General features: G+C 32.6%; 14 protein-coding genes and 1 other annotated feature. Of the genes, 2 read left to right on the top strand and 12 right to left on the bottom strand.

Annotated features, from left to right (window positions below; all coding sequences use genetic code 11):
• Position 1: 1 nt before the first annotated feature.
• On the bottom strand, positions 2-1159 hold the full coding sequence (locus tag Q428_RS06220) for an efflux RND transporter periplasmic adaptor subunit (protein ID WP_035379203.1): 1158 nt from the start codon (positions 1157-1159) through the stop codon (positions 2-4).
• 318 nt (positions 1160-1477) lie between these two features.
• Positions 1478-1693: a binding site (T-box leader), on the top strand.
• Positions 1694-1752: 59 nt separating this feature from the next.
• Here Q428_RS06220 and proS point away from each other — a divergent pair.
• Positions 1753-3189, top strand: a complete 1437-nt coding sequence (proS, locus tag Q428_RS06215) for a proline--tRNA ligase (protein ID WP_035379201.1) — start codon at positions 1753-1755, stop codon at positions 3187-3189.
• A 280-nt stretch (positions 3190-3469) separates the two neighbouring features.
• Positions 3470-3877: a rhodanese-like domain-containing protein gene (locus Q428_RS06210; RefSeq protein WP_084478171.1), complete on the top strand. Its 408-nt coding sequence runs from the start codon at positions 3470-3472 to the stop codon at positions 3875-3877.
• A 165-nt stretch (positions 3878-4042) separates the two neighbouring features.
• On the opposite strand, the gene Q428_RS06205 is transcribed toward Q428_RS06210, so the two are convergent.
• The 11 genes from Q428_RS06205 to Q428_RS06155 all read right to left on the bottom strand — a co-directional run bounded on the left by Q428_RS06205 (position 4043) and on the right by Q428_RS06155 (position 16858).
• Positions 4043-5128, bottom strand: coding sequence for a shikimate dehydrogenase (locus Q428_RS06205; RefSeq protein WP_035379199.1), 1086 nt, complete (start codon positions 5126-5128; stop codon positions 4043-4045).
• A gap of 147 nt (positions 5129-5275) precedes the next feature.
• On the bottom strand, positions 5276-7018 hold the full coding sequence (locus Q428_RS06200; protein ID WP_035379197.1) for an NADH-dependent [FeFe] hydrogenase, group A6: 1743 nt from the start codon (positions 7016-7018) through the stop codon (positions 5276-5278).
• Positions 7019-7041: 23 nt separating this feature from the next.
• Positions 7042-8820, bottom strand: coding sequence for an NADH-quinone oxidoreductase subunit NuoF (gene nuoF / locus Q428_RS06195; protein ID WP_035379258.1), 1779 nt, complete (start codon positions 8818-8820; stop codon positions 7042-7044).
• A 33-nt stretch (positions 8821-8853) separates the two neighbouring features.
• Entirely contained in the window at positions 8854-9246 is a 393-nt protein-coding gene (locus Q428_RS15135; RefSeq protein WP_051515005.1) for a (2Fe-2S) ferredoxin domain-containing protein, read from the bottom strand.
• 22 nt (positions 9247-9268) lie between these two features.
• Positions 9269-9751 carry an NADH-quinone oxidoreductase subunit NuoE family protein gene (locus Q428_RS06185; RefSeq protein WP_035379195.1) on the bottom strand — a complete coding sequence of 161 codons (483 nt, stop codon included), beginning with the start codon at positions 9749-9751 and terminating at the stop codon, positions 9269-9271.
• Positions 9752-9928: 177 nt separating this feature from the next.
• On the bottom strand, positions 9929-11218 hold the full coding sequence (locus Q428_RS14460; protein WP_051515004.1) for a YhgE/Pip family protein: 1290 nt from the start codon (positions 11216-11218) through the stop codon (positions 9929-9931).
• Positions 11194-12513, bottom strand: coding sequence for a YhgE/Pip domain-containing protein (locus Q428_RS14455; RefSeq protein WP_051515003.1), 1320 nt, complete (start codon positions 12511-12513; stop codon positions 11194-11196). Before Q428_RS14455 ends, Q428_RS14460 begins: the two co-directional genes overlap by 25 nt.
• A 327-nt stretch (positions 12514-12840) precedes the next feature.
• Positions 12841-13707: a DUF4438 domain-containing protein gene (locus Q428_RS06170; RefSeq protein ID WP_035379193.1), complete on the bottom strand. Its 867-nt coding sequence runs from the start codon at positions 13705-13707 to the stop codon at positions 12841-12843.
• A 167-nt stretch (positions 13708-13874) separates the two neighbouring features.
• Complete coding sequence (locus Q428_RS06165; protein WP_035379191.1) at positions 13875-14396, bottom strand: amidase domain-containing protein; 522 nt, start codon at positions 14394-14396, stop codon at positions 13875-13877.
• Between the two features lie 64 nt (positions 14397-14460).
• Positions 14461-15534, bottom strand: a complete 1074-nt coding sequence (locus tag Q428_RS06160; protein WP_035379189.1) for a DUF1574 family protein — start codon at positions 15532-15534, stop codon at positions 14461-14463.
• Positions 15497-16858: an MBOAT family O-acyltransferase gene (locus tag Q428_RS06155; protein WP_242847784.1), complete on the bottom strand. Its 1362-nt coding sequence runs from the start codon at positions 16856-16858 to the stop codon at positions 15497-15499. Before Q428_RS06155 ends, Q428_RS06160 begins: the two co-directional genes overlap by 38 nt.
• Between the last annotated feature and the right edge of the window lie 524 nt (positions 16859-17382).

Below are 17382 nucleotides of genomic sequence, written 5' to 3'. Positions count from 1 at the left end.
TTTATCTCCCACTTTCTTCTAAAACCTTTGTTCCATCAGATACACTAGTGGAAGGATTTAATACAATTTTTTCTCCATTAATTACACCAGATTTAACTTCCACCTCGGTATCGGATTGAATACCAATTTCAACTGTTCTTTGATGAGCAACATTATTTTCAACAACAAAAACTAAGTTTCTGTTTCCCTTCTCAGTTTTTATACTCTCAACTGGAATTTTTACTATATTATTTTTTCTTCCTACTAAAATGTCCACATCTACATCAAACCCAATTGTTAATTTTGGCGATTTTTCTAATACCTCAATTACAATTCCTAAAGACGTTTCGCTCCCAGTTGCTGAAATTTTTGTTTTCGCTGCCGGCTCAATAAATGAAATTCTTCCCTTGTACGAGTTATTTCCAGTTTTTATTATTGCTTCCTGTCCCATAATAACTTTATCCATATCATATTTACCAAGGGATAATACAACATTTAGATTTTCAATATCTTGAACCACTATCAGAGGCTGTGCCCCTGAATTTAATCCACCCTCAACTGCATTTATTTCTGTCACAACACCATTAGTTTCTGAAATTATCGAAAATGAACTTTTTGAAGCATTTTGTCTTGCTGCTTCTAAAGATAATTTTGCAAGGCTTACAGCATTTTCAGATTGCTTTAATTTTTCATCTGATATTAGGGAAATGGTACTTCTTTGTTGCTTTAAGGATTCTAACTTAGTCTTGTCTGCAATGTTTGAGCTTTTCTCTAATTCAGCTATTTGTTTATCTAGTTCTATCATTTTTCTCTTTATAGATTCATTTTGATTAATCAATTCTTTGCGTTGCAACAAAGCATTTTCATACTGTATTTGAGCCTGCTTTACCTGAATTGATAAATCCTGCTTTTCAAAGACAATAAGAATATCACCTTTTTTAACCCTATCTCCAACCTTCACATTGATTTTTTCAATCCTTCCCTGGTTTCCGTAATAAACTTTTTTATTTTTTGATTCAACTGTTCCTGTTGTAGAAAGATAGGCCTTAATCTCCCCTGTTTCAGCAACGGCAGTTCTTACTTTAATCAATTCTCCTTTATTCCTTTTTATTTTCATTAAAATTGGCATTCCTGCCAAAATTATTACAATTAAACTCCATATAAATACTCTTTTCTTCATTTTATTCTCCCTCTTTATATATTTTTTATTTTCTTTATACTCAATTCAAATCTAAAAGTCTTTTATATTCCACAAACTCCTTTCTATTAAAAAATGAATGTTTATGATATTTTTAACAATTATAGCATATTTTTTATTTAAAAACATCATAATATAACTACCTTTATTGGGTATAATAAATTCACACATTGTAGCATAAACTCATCTATACACATATGATAAAATTAAAAAATAAAGAATAATATTACCACTTAAAAGAAATCTGAAGTATTGACTTTTTAATTGTTATGTCATATCATTTTGTTTATAATTTAATAATAAAAGACAATGACAAGGAATAGTAAAAGTACTCTCCTTTTCACAGAGAGGAGACCATATGCTGAAAGGTTTCTAAAGGAATACTTTGAACCAGCCTTCGAGTCCTGCACTGAAATAATAGTAGGCTGCAGCGGATTTTCCGTTACAAATTACGAGTGAATATATTATTATATATTAACTAGGGTGGTACCGCCGATAATAAGCTCGGTCCCTTTTTCAGGGACACGAGCTTTTTTGATTTTCAGGATTAGATTTTTATATAGGAGGGACTTAATATGGCTAAAGAAAAGAAATTTGTCGAGGCTATAACAGCTATGGATGTGGACTTTGCACAATGGTATACAGATATTGTAAAGAAAGCAGAATTAGTTGATTATTCTAGTGTAAAAGGATGTATGATCATCAGACCTTATGGTTACGCAATTTGGGAAAACATTCAAAAGTATTTAGATTCAAGACTGAAGGAATTAGGGCATGAAAACGTTTATATGCCAATGTTTATACCTGAAAGCCTTCTTCAAAAAGAAAAGGATCACGTTGAAGGTTTCGCACCAGAAGTTGCATGGGTTACCCATGGTGGTCATGAGGAACTTACTGAAAGATTATGTGTTCGCCCTACATCAGAAACTCTCTTCTGCGACCATTATGCAAAAATAGTTCAATCATATAATGATCTTCCAAAACTATATAACCAATGGTGTTCTGTTGTGAGATGGGAAAAGACTACCCGCCCATTTTTAAGAACAACTGAATTTCTATGGCAGGAAGGTCATACAATTCACGCAACTGCTGAAGAGGCTCAGGAAGAAACTATTAGAATTTTAAACCTCTATGCTGAGCTTTGCGAAAATGTACTTGCAATTCCAGTAATTAAAGGTCAAAAAACTGAAAAAGAAAAATTTGCTGGAGCACATGCAACCTATACAATTGAAAGCTTAATGCACGACGGTAAAGCTCTTCAATCCGGAACTTCACATAATTTTGGGGATGGCTTTGCCAGAGCCTTTGGAATACAATATTCTGATAAAACTGGAAAACAGCAATATGTTCATCAAACCTCATGGGGAGTTACTACAAGACTTATCGGAGCATTGATTATGGTTCACGGAGATGATAGCGGTCTTAAGCTTCCACCAAAGATTGCACCAACTCAGGTAATAATTGTTCCAATCGCACAACATAAAGAGGGAGTACTTGAAAAAGCTACTGAATTAAAAAATAGGATAGGAAATTTTGCCAGAGTAAAACTGGATAGCAGCGATAAGATGCCTGGATGGAAATTTAACGAATATGAAATGAAGGGAGTTCCTTTAAGACTTGAAGTTGGTCCAAAGGACATTGAAAACAATCAAGTTGTTCTTGTTAGACGTGATACTAGGGAAAAAGAAATAGTTTCAATGAATGAACTTGAAAATAGAATCCCTCAAATACTTGAAGACATTCAAAATTCAATGCTAGAAAGTGCAAGAAAATTAAGAGATGAAAAAACTTATACAGCAGTTACAATGGAAGAATTTAAAGATATTGCTGATAACAAACCAGGCTTTATCAAGGCTATGTGGTGTGGAGAAACAGCTTGTGAAGAAAAAATAAAAGAAGTTGTTGGAGTAACTTCTAGATGTATGCCATTTGAGCAGGAACATCTTTCAGACAAATGTATTTGCTGTGGAAAAGAAGCAAAACACATGGTTTATTGGGGAAAAGCATATTAAAAGGAATGCAGGCTGTTTACAAAGTCATGTATTTATCAATCTGAAGCAAGGCTAGAGTGCCTTGCTTTTTTTATATTTGAAATGATTTTCTAAGAATAGAGAAAATTCATATTCAAACCAATTGAAACCATGATATACTAGAACTTAATTTATAGATGAAGGAGTTTTAAGTCATTTCATGGGGTTTTAAAAACTTTTCCTTATAATCAATGTATATTTAATATAAATTAAGCATAATACTAAAAATAAATTGTTCTTGTCTTTTAAAGGAGGCTTTATAATGAGTGGTTTACTTGCTATACTTTCTGCAATCCCAGTTGCCGCCATAGTTTATCTTGGATTTTTAGCCAACAGAAAATATTCTAACCTTAGTAGATTTGTTACAAACGTCACAGCTCCACAGGCATTAAAACTAATCAATGAAAATAAAAATATGTTAATTCTAGATGTCAGAACAAAGGATGAATTTAAATCTGGTCATATAAAAGGAGCAATTTTAATTCCATATAACGAGCTTGAAAGAAGAATCATAGAAATAGAGAAATATAAAGATAAGCCAACCCTTGTTTATTGTCAAAGTGGAAGAAGGGGTTCAATAGCTGTAAACACCCTTATAAAAAACGGATTTATAGATATTTATCATCTTTACAAGGGATTTTCCAGCTGGCCATATGAAGTGGTTAAATGAAGAATATCCAAACACGGATTACATCATGAAATTTCGTGTTTGGATATTCAAAGGTTTTATCTTACATGTTTTTTACAACATCTGTACAAACCATACGTTTCTATTTTGCTTAGATTGATTTTTCTAATTATATTTTCAAAGGAACTTAGTCTTTTTTATGGCTGTCTATGCCTCTATTTTTTTTCTATTTTTCAGTGCATTTTTCTTTATAAAACTAATCTGCTCATTACTAACTGGTCTTTCAAAGCTTCTGAATCCACCTAATTTAAAACCATGTTTTTTAGCAAGAAGTGCTATATCCTCTACTTGTTTTACTGTTAATTCTCTGCCTAAAGAATAGTTTTCAATTTTCTGCTCCATTGCAAGAATCATTGTCTCAGCCATACATGCATAGCTTGTTTTAGGAGGGAATCCAAAATTAAAATTAAAATTAACATCTCCTGGTACTTCAACAACCCCTCCTTCAATCACTAAAACATCGTCCCTAACCTCTTGAACCTCTTTAGATACATCTCTTGGTCTTGCTACATCGCAAACCACGCATCCTGGCTTCAAATATTCAGGCTTAATTATTGCATCTATAGCACTTGTTACCGTTATAACAACATCAGCATCTTCAAGTCCGTATTTAATGTCAGTTGTGTAATTTATTTTCTTTCCAGTTTTAACTTTTAAGTCTTCAGACACTTCCTTTAATTTATCATTATTTCTGCCTACAAGATTTATGTATTTTGATTGTTTTCCTAATATTTCTGCACAAACCTTACCTATTGACCCTGTTGCACCTATTACTGCTACATTTGCATCCCTTATATCTTTCCCCATAAGATATGAAGCCTTAACAGCTCCTTCGATTGCTGTTGCCACTGTATAGCTGTTTCCTGATGTTACAGCTATATCTAAGTTTTTTGCAACAGTTATTCCTGCATCCCCAACTACAGAAGTCAAAGCTCCTAAACCAACTATATCTGCTCCAAGCCTCTCAGCAATTTTCCCAGCCTTAATTATTTTTTGATAAACATATTCAACAGGATAATTCATTAATTGATTAGAAATTAAGGGGACAGCTATAAACCAACCCTCTGTTTCCCCATAATCACTCCTGACACCAGTTATCTCTGAAACTTTTAGTGGGGGAATTAGTTTAGTCACTTTTTCCACAGTATTTTGGGATGCGTTTCTAAATATACCAAACTTTCTTGAAACATCCCTGTAATCGATTGGATGAATAATAAATGCGAACCTTTTCATATACAAACCACTCCCATAACCCTAATAACGTGCACAAAATGTGCACACTTTAATTATACTATTTTTTCCATTATTTTCAATATTTATATTTTAAATTTTACAACAATTAAAAGGAACCAGCTTCTATGGCTGATTCCTAAAACATAACTATATTTTTTCTCTTTTTGTGTAATGTGTGTGTAGTAATTCATGGGCCTTTTCCCCGCCAACTTCTCCGATATATTCTTTGTACATCTTTAAAACTTCTGGGTTTTCATGTGATTTTCTTATCTTCTTATTTCTATCCTCAGTGTATATTGCTTCCATCCTCTTTTTTACTATTTCTAGATTACCAAAGTGATATGGCTGTCCTCCACCATCTATACATCCGCCTGGACAAGCCATTATCTCTATGGCATGATAGCGGGATTCTCCTTTTTGTATTGATTCAAGCAGTTTTCTTGCATTGCCTAAACCATGGGCTACTCCTATCCTTATTTCTTCACCATTAATATTAACAGTAGCCTCCTTTAACCCATCTAACCCTCTTACACTGTGAAATTCAACATCCTCAAGAGTTTCATTTGTTAACCATTCGTAAGCAGTTCTTAAAGCAGCTTCAATAACTCCACCTGTTGTTCCAAAAATTACAGATGCTCCGGTAGACTCGCCAAGTGGATTATCAAAATCTTCATCTGGTAAGCTTGCAAAATCAATGCCTGCCTCTAATAACATATCTGCAAGTTCTCTTGTTGTTATTACTAAATCTACGTTCTTTTTACCTTCATGCTGTAATTCTGGTCTAACCACCTCGTATTTCTTGGCAAGACAAGGCATAACTGAAACAACAACAATCTTTTCAGGATCAATACCCATCTTGTCTGCAAGGTATGTTTTAGCTATTGTTCCAAACATTATATGAGGAGATTTACAGGTTGAAGGTATATCTAATAAATCTGGGAATTGATGTTCTATAAATTTTACCCAACTAGGACAACAACTTGTAAGTATTGGAAGTCTTCCACCATTTTGAAGTCTATCTATAAATTCGTGTGCTTCCTCTAAAATAGTTACATCTGCAGCAAAATCGGTATCAAACACCTTATCAAAACCTAGTCTTCTTAAAGCCGCAACCATTTTGCCAGTTACAATTGTTCCAGGTTCCATACCAAATTTCTCCCCTAATGCAACTCTAATTGCAGGAGCTGTTTGAACAATAACAAATTTATCAGGATCAGATAGTGCCTCCCAAACCTTTGCAACATGGCTAATTTGTGTCAAAGCCGCCGTTGGACAAACAGCAACACACTGACCACAGAATGTACACTGTGTATCAATCATAGGTAGACCAAATGCAGGTGATACAACAGTTTCAAACCCCCTATCTACCGCTGAATAAACATTGCAGGTTTGAACCTCATTACACATTGTTTCACATCTTCTGCACATTATACATTTATCAAGATTTCTGTATATGGATTCACTGGAAGAATCTTTGGGATAAGTAGACATTTTCCCCTTATATCTAATTTTTCTAACACCTAAATCTGCTGCTAGTTTTTGCAACTGACACTGTGTATTTTTTTCACATACCAGACAATCCGTGGGATGATCCGATAATAACAATTCAACCATAGTACGCCTTGCTTTAATCGCCCTTAAAGTATCAGTTTTAACCACCATACCCTCAGTAACCTCTGTAGCACAGGCTGGAGCAAGATTACGTCTTCCTTCAACTTCAACAACACAAACTCTGCAGGAAGCCGTCCTATTGACCATTTTTATATCGTGTAAATCCAAATAGCACAAAGTTGGAATATGAACATTTACCTTTTTGGCAGCATCTAAAATAGATGTTCCTTCAGGTACTGAAACCTTGAATCCATTTATAGTTAAGTTAACCATATTCATCTCCATTACTCCTTTCAACACAATCATCTTCTGGTTATTGCATTAAACCTGCATGTTGCCATACACGCCCCACATTTTATACATTTTTCTTGATCTATAATGTGAGTTTTTCTTACCTCACCGGAAATGGCATTTGTAGGACATACCTTAGCACAGGCTGTACATCCAACACATTTATCAGGCAAAATAAAATATTTTAATAACGCAGTACATACACCTGCGGGACAGTTCTTATCCTTAACATGTGCCACGTATTCGTCCCAGAAGAAATTCATTGTGCTTAATACAGGATTGGGTGACGTTTGCCCAAGACCACATAAAGATGAATCCTTAATTATCTGACCCAATTCCTTTAATTCATCTAAATGTTCCATTGTTCCCTTTCCTTCAGTAATTTCATTAAGTATTTCCAGCATCCTCGTATTTCCTACTCTGCAAGCTGTACATCTTCCACAGGATTCTTCACAGCTGAATTCCAGATAAAATTTGGCAATATTCACCATGCAATCATCTTCATCCATTACTATCATTCCACCTGAACCCATCATAGAACCAATCTGGGTCAATGTGTCGTAATCTATAGGTGTATCTAAATTCTGTGCTGGGATACAGCCACCAGATGGGCCACCAGTTTGTACGGCTTTAAATTTTTTATCTCCTTTGATTCCTCCACCTAATTCGTAGATTATCTCCCTAAGGGTCAGACCCATAGGAACTTCTACAAGGCCAACATTGTTTACCTTACCAGCCAAGGCAAAAACCTTTGTCCCTTTACTTTTTTCTGTACCTATTGAACTAAACCAGTCTGCCCCCTTTAACAATATAGGACAAATATTTGCAAAAGTCTCTACATTATTTATGTTGGTTGGCTGTTTCCAAAGACCTTTTTGTGCTGGGAATGGAGGTTTAACAGTTGGTTCCCCACGTCCACCCTCTATTGAATTAATAAGTGCAGTTTCCTCACCACAAATAAAAGCACCAGCTCCATATTTTAAATCAATATCAAAATTAAAGCCTGTTCCAAGTATATTTTTACCTAATAAGCCAAATTCATATGCCTGATTTATTGCTATCCTTAATCTTTGAATGGCAAGTGGATACTCTGCTCGTATGTAAATATAGCCCTTATCTGCACCAATGCAATACCCGCAAATTGCCATGGCTTCCAACACTGAATGGGGATCTCCCTCTAAAATACTCCTGTCCATAAATGCACCTGGATCACCTTCATCAGCGTTGCATATTACATATTTTTGATTTGATTTCGATTTTCTTGTCATTTCCCACTTAACACCGGTTGGAAATCCACCGCCACCTCTTCCCCTGAGGCCACTTCGTTTTATCTCTTCTATCACTTTTTCTGGAGTCATTTCAGTCAATACCTTGCCAAGTGCCTGATATCCATCAACGGCTATGTATTCATAAATATTTTCAGGATCTATAAAACCACAATTTCTAAGTGCTATTCTCAACTGTTTTTTATAAAAGGGCATTTCATTTTGTTCATGTAAAACCTCTTTAGTTTCAGGTTCTTTGTATAAATAATCCTCTACCACTCTGCCTTTTATTATGTGTTCTTTAACTATTCTAACAGCCTTTTCTGGAGTAACCTCCACATAAAATACATTATCTGGAGAAATCTTTACAATAGGCCCTTTTTCACAGAATCCAAAACATCCGGTAGTAATTACCTGAATTTCATTTTCCAAACCTTCTTTTTCTATTTCCTTTTTAAATGTTTCAACAACTTCCGATGAACCTGATGCCTGGCATCCTGTACCTCCACATACAAGCAAATCCATTCTATATTTAACCACATTAACACCTCCTAGAAGCTATATGTTATTGAATGTTTTTTCTATTATCCAATCTTTTTGAATCTCTCCATTTTTTATATGTCTTTGTACTAATTCCCGTCCTCTCTTGGCATCTATGTTTCCATACAATACTGCCTCTTTTCCAGGGAATCTGACCTCTACGGTAGGCTCTGCGTAGCAATATCCAAGACATCCAGATTGAACAACAACCACATTCATTAAATGTTCCTTTGCCACTTCATCGATTATTGCGTTAATTGTTTCTCTTGCACCGGAAGCAATTCCACATGTAGCCATCCCAACAGTTATTCTGATTTTATTTTCTGAATCGCCAGTATCTCTTCCCAATACACTTTCTCTGTGTTTATCCCTTAATGCTTTTAATTCATCAAGACTTTTTATTCCTGCCATATAATACCCTCCCTTTACATTTTTAGTCCTGTTTATATTCCTTAATAATTCCTTCAACATCCTCAACTTTTACTCTTCCATAAACTTTGCCATCAACTATAACGACAGGAGCAAGGCCGCATGCTCCAACACATCTTAATGTATCAATGGTAAACATACCATCTTCACTCATATTTCCTTCTTTTATATCTAATAGTCTTTTAAATTCAGCAAGTATTTTATCAGCTCCCTTAACAAAACATGCTGTGCCCATACAAATGTTTACAACATGTTTTCCTCTTGGTTCCATTGTAAAGTAGGAATAAAATGTCACTACCCCAAATACCTTAGCGGCAGGAATACCGCATTTTCTGGCTATAAAAAGCTGTACATCCTTTGAGAGATAACCAAATATATCCTGAGCTTCGTGTAGGATATTAATAAGAGCGCCTTCCTTCTCCTGTAGGTTGTCGATATACGTTTCTAACTTTTTTAACTTATCATGGTCTAAATTATATTCAGCCATAGTTTAACCTGCAAAATGCAGGCTCTTCACCACCCTTTCTACACAAAATATACATAGCTTTACCTTATAAGTATTTCCATATAATGTTTTTTTATTTATTACCGACATCAATAAATTTAAATTTACAAAAAAATAGCACATATGGCCATAATCTCTGACCATATGTGCTTCTATTAGTTATGCTATTGACTGTTTTCTTTCCTGAATTCTTGCTTGGACCTTATCTGCATGCCCCTTCATTAACATTGATATTAATAAAAATACTAACATTATCAATGCAAGGATGGTTATATCTTTTGTTAATACAGAATAATTCACTCCTGATATTATCTCTCTTAACGCAGATACACAATAAGTAAATGGCATAAATGGATTCAATACCTTAAAGAATTTTGGTACTACTTCCAGTGGGAATGTACCCGCACAAGAAGTTAATTGCAGAATAAGCAATACAATTGAAAGTAATCTTCCTGCCTGACCCAATAAAAATATCAAACTCTGTATTATTGCAATAAATACTAATGACATAAATATATTAAATACAAAGTACAATACTATATTATTAGGTTTTAATCCTAAGGTTAAAACGACAATGCTGGCAAGTACAGCCTGAAGTACTCCAATAAAACTATAGGATAAAAATTTTCCTAAAACAACTGATGCTGAACTTGCATTGATGTCATTATCAACTTTTTCAGTTATGATAAAGAACATCATTATTGCGCCAACCCATAATGAAAGCGGAATGAAATAAGGAGTAAACCCTGTACCATAATCTTTAACAGGATTAATTGGTTTTACATCCATACCAACTGGTTCAGATATGAAATTTCCCATTTCTTCACTCGTGTTTACAAGGTTAGCATTTAGCTCATCAGCACCGTCTTGCAACTTTTCATGAAGCTCTCTAGACCCATCTGCAAGTTCTACAATACCATCATTAAGTTTCATTGATCCTTCATATAACTTATTTACTCCATCTGATAATGTTGGGATTGCATTTATTAAATCATTTGCAAGCTTTATATTGCCATCATTTAAAGCACTTTGTGCAGCTTTAAGAATTTGTTCATTGGTCTTTAAAGTATTCTGCATACTTAATAACTGCTCAACAAGTTTTGGAGTATCTTGTAATTTTGATATTGCTTCAGGTGTCAAATTTGAATTTATACTTACAATCAAAGGCTTTGCCTTTTCAATGTCTTTCTGTAATACAGCTATTTTAGCAAGTGTTTCTTTTGTTTCTGGATTATTGACATTGGCTAGCAATAACTTTACTGCAAGAAGATTTTGTTTATTCGCATCTAAATCCTGTTTCATACTAACAAGCTGTTGAAATACATCGCCCATGTATTTTGCATTTTCAGGATTTAAAAAAGTCTGTAATCCCATTATTAATTTTTCATTTTCTTTAAATTCTTGTTGAACTCCAGCTAGTTTCTCTATTGTTCCTGAAACCTCTGCCATTGCCTGGCTGAACTTGCCATATTGTTTGCAGTTTCTTTTGTTAAATTATAGTATCCATCAACAACTTTAATAAGTTGATTTTTCTGTTCTTCACTTAGGTTTTGATTGGTATTTACAGCCATAATCAAAGCATTCTTATTGGTTTCGGTACTCAAAATGTTTGTTGAATTAATAAATTGTTCCGCCCCGCTTTTTTGAGAATTTATAAAATTATTAATTGATTTAGTATCAACTTGTGAAATAGCATTTGCATCCCCTAATAGCTTGCTGATTTTTTCGCTGTTTTGTAATAAACCTATCACAGGCTCAAACTTTTTAACATCAATACTTGATAATAACTCAGTGTCTTTAATCAATTTATTTGCATTGCTTAAATTTTCTGGTGTAGCTATCAAAGGTAAAGTTTTAATTAAAGGATTATTAAGCTGTTTTTCAATGTCTATTGCTTTATAATCTATCAATATCTTTTTAGCTAAATCTATTGATTCTTTAGTAGCAAATTTAGGAAGTAGTTTAAGCATTGAAGTATCCGCATTAGCTAAAGCATCTGCCTGACCCATAATTGATTTAACGGCAGATATGTTATCTTTCTTTAATAGATTCATGATTTCTTTATTATTTTCCATAGTTACAGCCGCTTTATCTACAGCACTTTTCGCCTGAGATATACCATCTGCTAATTTTTTACTTCCATCTTTAGCAGCATCAAGTCCATCCCTTAGTTTTCCACTTCCATCAGCAGCTTTATTTAAGCCATCCTTTAAATCATACAGATTATCGAAGACTACTTCAGCATACTCCTTTGTAATTGTTTTTGAAATTTCGTCCTTTAACTCTAATTGAACCTTGCTGTTTATTTGTGCTGCGAGAAAATTTCTTTTTTCATTTGATGAAAATAGTATCTGTGGCTGCTCTGGTTTACTATCCTTAGCACTGATTACCTTCTTAGAAAAATCTTCAGGAATAATAAACTCAGCATAATATTTACTACCATTAAGTCCTTCTTCTGCTTCTTCCTGGGAAACAAATCTCCAGCCAATTTTGTCATTGTCTTTTAATTTGTCAATAATATCGTTACCGTAGTTTACCTTCTCCCCGTCCTTAATTGCTCCAGAATCCAAATTCACAACTGCCACTGGCATATCTTTAAGTCTACTATATGGATCCCAAAAAGCTGCTAAATAAAGTAAACTATAAAGAAGCGGAACGATAATGATAGCAACCACCGAAACCCTTAAAAGTCTGTCTTTAAAAATACTTGAAATATCCCTGGTTGCTATTTTTAAGAATTTCATTTACTCACCTCTCCTCTCATTTTTTGTACTGACTGGTCAGTATTAGTTTAAATCTTTTTATGCTTGTCTGTCAATAGCTTTAATTACGTTCATAATTTTTTAATATTTCTGACAACCCCACAATCAACCAATAGTTCAATGGGGACACATACTTATTGTCTTAACCAAAGTATTTATTTTAATTTTATATAGCTTTCTCTACACTTTTTAGTGTTTTGTTAATTATGCTTTGTATACCTTGGCATAAGAAAACATCTCCCTTCAAAGTTTACTCAAAATTAAGTATTCCTTTGAAAGGAGATGTTATAAATTGGATCTAGGCAGTACTTATATGTCCCTAGTTATAAATTTACTGATATTGGCATCTTCCTTTATTATACCTTCTATGAGAGGTTTTTTACTTGTCATCACAGTTGTTATCCCGGGGCCATGTCCCATTTTAATGCAATCACTATGAATGACTACACCAATAGTAACTGCACCTTTTAAAAATCCACGTCCAAAAGTATTATCACAATCCTCTAACAATACAAAATCCCCAAATTTCAATTTATCTATTCCAAGTCCTTTTATCTCTTTTTCATCAGCCGTCATGATATCATAGTCCCCAGAATAAGCTGAAGATGAACCTATTCCTGAACCCATAAGATAAGCTGGAACCTTTGCTACAACTGGTATCCTTAGTTTTCCATTTACCTCTTCTATTTCAAGTTTTAAAAATAAATTTGGATCTATATTCATTACGGTTATCTCTGGATAATCCAATAGTTTTAATCCCTGACCATATGCTTTTATTAATATTTTGTCCTCTACACCCATATTTTCAAGGTCTTCCTGTTTAAAATACGCTAATACATGATCGATTCCTCCATGAGTCCCAGTTACAAACCCTTTAGCACCCTTTGCATCCCCTGATAATACTCTTGCTTCGTTACCAATACATGACAATGCCATTAACGCTGCATTTTCAGAGGAGTTATCATTTTTTATTGATACTCCAGGCTCTATATGATCTCCTGCCCATCCAAAAGCAGAATCACCTAGCTTTACATTATATGTTATGCCCCCTGTGGCAGGAAGAACAAGAGGAACGCCTTCATGACTTATTCTGTATGGTGATGATGTTGATAATGGATGATGTATTTTCCCCTGTACAGACTGCATTACTACCCTATCAATATTGGTTTTCAACATAAAAATCCCCCCAATAATTTCTTTAATATTTATTTTACACCATTTATTTGAATAATTTCTATTTCAATCTGTAATATTTTCAAATATTTTCACCGTCAAAATTATCAAGATAGATAATTTCATAGGCAAAGTTATTGCAAAAAATAATATAAAGGGCTACTTGCCCCTTATATCACTATTTTTATTAAATGAAGTCTTACAGCTTCCTTTTTCTTATAATAGATATTTAATGAATTAACTGAATGCTGGCTTATTAATGGCTCCTTTATACCAGAGTTAAATGTAAAAGAAGTCACAATAGCCGAATGATAAATTCTTCTATTTATATTTTCATATTGGATAATATCTCCTAGTTCCAAATCATCTATATTTTCAACCTCAAAGCCCTTAAGACCTGGATAGTTCATCTCACTACGTATTTTCAGCATCCAATAAAAAGAATGTGCCACCGACCATGATGTTGAACAGGTGTCAAATACGCTGCTCATTCCCTTTTTATACCACCAAACAGGCTGTAAAACAAAATTCATAGAAGCACCCCCTGCTAACAGGCACTGTGATATAAAATTGGTACAATCTCCACCACCATCTTCATGGCTATTAAAATATCTAAAATTAATATTAGGGTTCAAAGCATATTGCTTTGCATATTCTACGGCTCCAACTCTTGAATATATGTTCTTATTCACTCAAAACCCCTCATGGAATTTTTACAATAATATTTATACGCCAAGTAAAATTAATTATATCTGTTTATTTTTTTCGGTTATACATCTCCAGATAATCAATCTTTAATTTTTTTGCAAGATGTAAAGAAATTTTCTGTGCTCCTTCATAATTCAGGTGATTGTTGTCAGAAAAATCTTTATCACTGAATAGAGCTGCCTCTGAATTTTTTAAATTGTAATCAATATATTCCAATTTATTTTCCAGGGCAATTTCTTTTACCTTATTATGAATGTCTTCATAATTATATTTATACTTTTGCATTGCATCAAAATAGGATGGAGCAACAGGTGCTGTTACAAGTATCAACTCTATATTTTTTTCTTTACATAATTTTATTATCTTGTCAAGATATCTTATTTGTTTTTTGTCCCATCTAAACTCAGCTGTAGTTTCTTTTACCCTGCCTTTAAATTCTTTTACAATATCCTCTTTTTCAGCTACTTTATTTTCAATAACAAAGCCTTTACCCTTATAGTTTTTAGGTTTTATATTATAGTTAATCTCAGTAAATTTTTTTGAACCCTTACCTGTTAAAATTTTTATATACTCACCTGTATTTTCATGATATCTGATAGATTTAAATAACGCACTAAGATATTGATCAGTATCAAATACATTTAATAAATAACCAAATTTTGCAGGTGATGGTTTCATAGAATCGAAGTTCCATATCTTTGTGCTGAAATATTTCTCATCATTGAATATTGCCCAATACACCTCAAAGATAACTACCGATGGTTTTTGATATTCTAACGTTTCCTTCAGGACATAATAACTTTCAACTGGTTTTTGCAATGGACTTCCCATGTTAAAGGATTTTAATCCTATCTCCTTATCAAATACGAAGGGATCAAAACTCCTATAGGCATGTGAGGAGCCTAAAAAAACTAAATCTATACTTTCCTCAGGCATGTTATAAAACTCATGCCATTTATACTTTGCATATGTATCCTTTGCCCCATCAATTTTTTTTAATTCATATCCTAACCAGGAATCTAATAATAAAAATATAAGTATAAATAAAAATATCTTTAATATTCTTATTGAGTAACAAATTTTTTTAGAACTGTGAATATATAAACTGGGTTGATTCAGCATTACCATATCCTCCTAGAAGAATTATTGAGAAAATCAACAAATAATAAATACTCCATCTGATTATCAATGGTTTATTTGTTATAAATTCTGGAACTGTATTCTCCTTTTGCCCAATTTGTATCATAAATAAAATAAGGACAGGAATAAACATAAGAATACAGTCATACTTTGTAAGACCTATTTCAATCAATAATTTTCCTACATAATGAATATCAAAAATATGACCTACGTCTGTAAATAAATTTTTAACTATATATATTGCATCAGATATTTTATTAGCCCTAAAGAAAATCCAAGCAAATGTTACGATACTGAATGTAACAACTATGCATATAAAATCTTTTAATTTTTGGAATTTAAGAGGCTGCATCTTTTTTACAGTATATCCACCATCGGCTTTTTTAAATGATTGATATATAATTAGATATAGGCCATGAATGGCTCCCCACACTACATATGTCCAATTTGCTCCATGCCATAATCCACTTAATAAAAAAACTACGAATATATTTAAATACGATCTTATTCTTGAAACACGATTTCCACCTAGAGGAATGTATAAATAGTCTCTAAACCATGTTGATAATGATATATGCCATCTTCTCCAAAATTCCTGAATAGATTTTGCAAAATAAGGTCTATCAAAATTGGTTTTTAACTGGAATCCAAGGATTTTAGCATATCCTATTGCTATATCTGAATATCCTGAAAAATCGCAGTAAAGCTGTATGCTAAAGAGCAATGTTGCAATTATTAAAATAATTCCTGAATAATCATATGGATTATTATAAATTTTATTTACATATATCCCTAATTTATCTGAAATTGCTATTTTTTTAAATAATCCCCACAATATTAAAATTAATCCTTCCTTTATTTTGACTAAATCTAATTGACGCTTCTGATAAAACTGATATAAAAATTCATTTCCCCTTTGAATAGGTCCTGCCACAATCTGTGGAAAAAAAGATACAAATAATGCAAAGACACCGAAGTTTCTCTCTGCTTTAATTCTACCTTTATATACATCTATCATGTATCCTGTTATTTGAAATGTATAAAAAGATATTCCAAGGGGCATTAACAGTTTAAAATTTGGAACTACCTGAGGTATATTCATTTTTGTTAATACCAAGCTAAAGATATCATTAAAAAAATTAAAATATTTGAACATAAATAGAATGCCTAAATTTAAGAATAAAGAAAGGCATAGATATCTTTTCTTATGGCTATTGTTCTTTTCTCTATCGATTAATTTTGCTAAAATAAAAGATATGATAGTAATTGTTAATAACAAAATTGCATATTTAAAACTCCAGGACATATAATAAAAGTAGCTTGCTGATAATAGAACAAGCCATCTATATTTACTTTTCACAGTAAAATAAAGAAAAAAAGTTATTAAAAAAAAGATTACAAAATTTATGGAACTAAATATCACTTATTTTCCTCCATTCTCCTAATTTTACATTTTTATTTAATATTACTTTTATTATCCATGTAATTATACATAATAATAATTAAATAAATATTTTAGAATATTAAAAACTATTAATACATGCTTAAATATTATGAAACATACAGGTTTATCTTTATAAAATATTTATCCTTTCTTTAACCAAATTATTTGCAAATCAAATGCTTCATAATCAAATTTTTGTTATGTGAGCTATTTAAAGTTATAGTTAATAAACTAAATAATTATTAATAAAAAATAATAAATTTTAGATTATTTGTTACATGACTAATATTTATAAAACAAACATTATTAATTTTCACACCGAAGTGTATGTAAAGAATTTAATCTAATAAATTAATAAGATAATTAAAAATAATAATTTTTCTGCT

Source organism: Fervidicella metallireducens AeB (assembly GCF_000601455.1).
In the GTDB taxonomy this organism is placed as follows: Bacteria; Bacillota; Clostridia; order Clostridiales; family Caloramatoraceae; genus Fervidicella; species Fervidicella metallireducens.
This window is presented reverse-complemented; position numbering and strand designations above follow the sequence as displayed.

What these genes read in the sequence shown, in the direction of transcription:
- Q428_RS06200 (WP_035379197.1), bottom strand. Translation starts at nt 7,018, where the DNA reads ATGAATATGGTTAACTTAACTATAAATGGATTCAAGGTTTCAGTACCT.
- Q428_RS06170 (WP_035379193.1), bottom strand. Translation starts at nt 13,707, where the DNA reads ATGTTGAAAACCAATATTGATAGGGTAGTAATGCAGTCTGTACAGGGG.
- Q428_RS14455 (WP_051515003.1), bottom strand. Translation starts at nt 12,513, where the DNA reads ATGAAATTCTTAAAAATAGCAACCAGGGATATTTCAAGTATTTTTAAA.
- Q428_RS15135 (WP_051515005.1), bottom strand. Translation starts at nt 9,246, where the DNA reads ATGGCAGGAATAAAAAGTCTTGATGAATTAAAAGCATTAAGGGATAAA.
- Q428_RS06205 (WP_035379199.1), bottom strand. Translation starts at nt 5,128, where the DNA reads ATGAAAAGGTTCGCATTTATTATTCATCCAATCGATTACAGGGATGTT.
- proS (WP_035379201.1), top strand. Translation starts at nt 1,753, where the DNA reads ATGGCTAAAGAAAAGAAATTTGTCGAGGCTATAACAGCTATGGATGTG.
- Q428_RS06185 (WP_035379195.1), bottom strand. Translation starts at nt 9,751, where the DNA reads ATGGCTGAATATAATTTAGACCATGATAAGTTAAAAAAGTTAGAAACG.
- Q428_RS06220 (WP_035379203.1), bottom strand. Translation starts at nt 1,159, where the DNA reads ATGAAGAAAAGAGTATTTATATGGAGTTTAATTGTAATAATTTTGGCA.
- nuoF (WP_035379258.1), bottom strand. Translation starts at nt 8,820, where the DNA reads ATGGATTTGCTTGTATGTGGAGGTACAGGATGCCAGGCATCAGGTTCA.
- Q428_RS06155 (WP_242847784.1), bottom strand. Translation starts at nt 16,858, where the DNA reads ATGTCCTGGAGTTTTAAATATGCAATTTTGTTATTAACAATTACTATC.
- Q428_RS06160 (WP_035379189.1), bottom strand. Translation starts at nt 15,534, where the DNA reads ATGCTGAATCAACCCAGTTTATATATTCACAGTTCTAAAAAAATTTGT.
- Q428_RS14460 (WP_051515004.1), bottom strand. Translation starts at nt 11,218, where the DNA reads ATGGCAGAGGTTTCAGGAACAATAGAGAAACTAGCTGGAGTTCAACAA.
- Q428_RS06210 (WP_084478171.1), top strand. Translation starts at nt 3,470, where the DNA reads ATGAGTGGTTTACTTGCTATACTTTCTGCAATCCCAGTTGCCGCCATA.